Below are 2492 nucleotides of genomic sequence, written 5' to 3'. Positions count from 1 at the left end.
TAGTGACAAAGTCAGTATTGACCGCGTTATTTTGGATGATGTAGTTGGCGATATAGTTGAGGATCACTAAATCCGATTGTGGGTGGAACACCATTGGGTTATCCGCCAGATCGAAGCTGCGGTTCTCAAAGGTCGATAGTACATGCACGCGGCAACTTGGGCTGCTTAAGCGTCTATCGGATAAGCGCGCCCATAAAATAGGGTGCATCTCGGCCATATTGGCGCCCCAGAGCACAAAGTGATCGGCGGCTTCTAAATCGTCATAACAGCCCATCGGTTCATCGATACCGAAGGTACGCATAAAGCCTACGACCGCCGAGGCCATACAATGGCGGGCGTTAGGATCGATATTGTTGGTTAAAAAACCAGCTTTATGGAGTTTTGAGGCGGCATAACCTTCCCAAATGGTCCATTGGCCTGAGCCAAACATACCGACGGAGGTTGGGCCTTTCGTGGCGAGACTGTGCTTCCATTTGGCCGCCATTGTGTCTAAGGCCACATCCCAGCTGACGGGGGTAAATTCGCCTTCTTTGTGATATTGGCCGTCTTTCATCCGCAGCAATGGCGTCGTTAAGCGGTCTTTACCGTACATGATTTTCGACAGGAAGTAGCCTTTGATACAGTTTAAGCCACGGTTGACTGGGCTTTCTGGATCGCCTTTGGTGGCAACGACTTTGCCCGCTTTGGTGCCAACTAAGACACTACAGCCCACGCCGCAAAAACGGCAGGGCGCTTTGTCCCATTTGATGTTGTCGGCTTGTTCTGCAGCTTCAACCATTTTAACAGGCAGGGTTACGCCAACAGCCGTGGCAGCGGCAACCGCTGCGTTGGCCTTGAGAAACTCGCGGCGGCTTATGCTCATAATGTTTCCTCACTCTCTTGTTCTAAAAGCTGTTGTTCTAAGGGTTCGACTTGGTGGTAAATCAAACTGGCGGATAACACCCCGGCTAAGGCATTAATGGCTTCAACATTGTCGAGGATGGCTTTTTGGCTACCTCCTTCGAGGGTGACAACCAATTTGCCTTCGGGGGTAATGGCGTGAATATCGCAGCCTGCTAATGCGCTTATACTGGCGTTTACCTGTGCTAAGGCATTGGGGGCGGCGTGGACCACAAGGCTAGTGACGTGATATTCCTGGCTCATAACGGGAGACCTTTTAGTGGTGTTCACTTAATGGATTAAGCGGTGGTCACTCAGCGGGCAACACTGGCGGAGAGGCACAGTTTGCTCAAAACAAACAAGGGCGACTGAGCGCTGATAGCAATGAGTCTAGACCTGATATTTTCAGAAGGTATACCCCGCAAGAGGTATTGAAGGGGTTTGTCGATCCGGATCAAAGTTTTTGGCGTGATCTGGATCTTATTTTGTAAATTAACTGTTGTTTATCGTGGTTTGTGCTAGCGCTTGGCTTGATCTTTACAAGGTTTGAGCTTTCTGCGGCGTGGGTTAGCTGGTAATAGCTTAAAGGGGAGGATGATTTGCGGTTATCTTGTTGATATTAAAGTTTATAGCTGTGCTATTAATCGCATCATTCCCCAGCCGTAACTGGGGAATGATGGCAGCACTTGAGCCGTTTAGGGGCTTAGAACTGGTAATTAACACTCAGGTTGACATAACGCCCAGGTTGGGTGAAGTCTTCTTTTTGCATATCCATGGTGCTATTGAGTAAGAATACTGACTGGCCAGCCACATCGGCATAGTCGATATATTCCTTATCAAACAGGTTGTATACCCCGGCACGCAGTTGCAACTTGTCATTGATGCGCAGCCCCATGGTTAAGTCAAACACCGCATAACCGGCAGTATTGTAGACTTCATTGAAACTTTCTTTGGGGATACACACGCCCATGACGCAAATATCTTCATTGGTCAGGTTGATGTCATTGGTGCGGTTCATGTGATCCGCCCAGCGCACCACGGCACCAATTTCGGCTTCCATACCGCGAATATCGGTATGCCAACTCATCCCGGCATTGCCTTTAAGTGGGCTCACGCTGTTCAGGTTTTGGCCATCTTCATCGGTTCCATGGGTGTAAGAGATATTGCCCCACAGTTCAATGCTATCGGTTAACCAATGGTTGATTTGCGCTTCAGCACCATACAGTGCCACTTGATCGCGGTTGAAGTACTGGTATTTAAATTCCATTGGCTTCATGACCGGGCCAAATATTGGCGGTTTGAAGCTCACATATTGCCAATCAATAAAGTCGGTTGCATGGGTATAGAAGGTGGTCAACTCATATTGAGTGTCTTCATGGTTGCCGCGTACCCCCATTTCCCAGGTGTGAGATTGCTCAGACTTTAAGTCATAGTTGGCTTGAATGATAACATCGGTCATCGAGCCACCATCAACTTCCAGCTCACCCCATTTTTGATCTGGGGTCGGCATCTTATAACCATAGGCATATTGGGCGTAGACGTTGACCGTGTCGGTCAGTTTATACACGATACCGACTTTAGGTGACCAGAAGTTATCACTCATGGCGGCAAAG

General features: G+C 48.7%; 3 protein-coding genes. All 3 read right to left on the bottom strand.

Annotated elements, in window-relative coordinates:
• Positions 1-862 (bottom strand): molybdopterin-dependent oxidoreductase (locus ACRCZA_RS06980; RefSeq protein ID WP_438673733.1); only part of this gene is annotated, 862 nt, incomplete at its 3' end.
• Positions 859-1143 carry a chaperone NapD gene (locus ACRCZA_RS06975; protein ID WP_438673732.1) on the bottom strand — a complete coding sequence of 95 codons (285 nt, stop codon included), beginning with the start codon at positions 1141-1143 and terminating at the stop codon, positions 859-861. The genes ACRCZA_RS06975 and ACRCZA_RS06980, both read right to left, overlap by 4 nt.
• 439 nt (positions 1144-1582) lie before the next feature.
• On the bottom strand, positions 1583-2492 hold a 910-nt coding region (locus ACRCZA_RS06970), incomplete at its 5' end, for a TonB-dependent receptor domain-containing protein (RefSeq protein WP_438673731.1).

The sequence above is a fragment of the Shewanella sp. genome (assembly GCF_051658185.1).
In the GTDB taxonomy this organism is placed as follows: Bacteria; Pseudomonadota; Gammaproteobacteria; order Enterobacterales; family Shewanellaceae; genus Shewanella.
The sequence above is the reverse complement of the archived record's forward strand: the minus strand, read 5'-3'. Positions and strand labels throughout refer to the sequence as shown.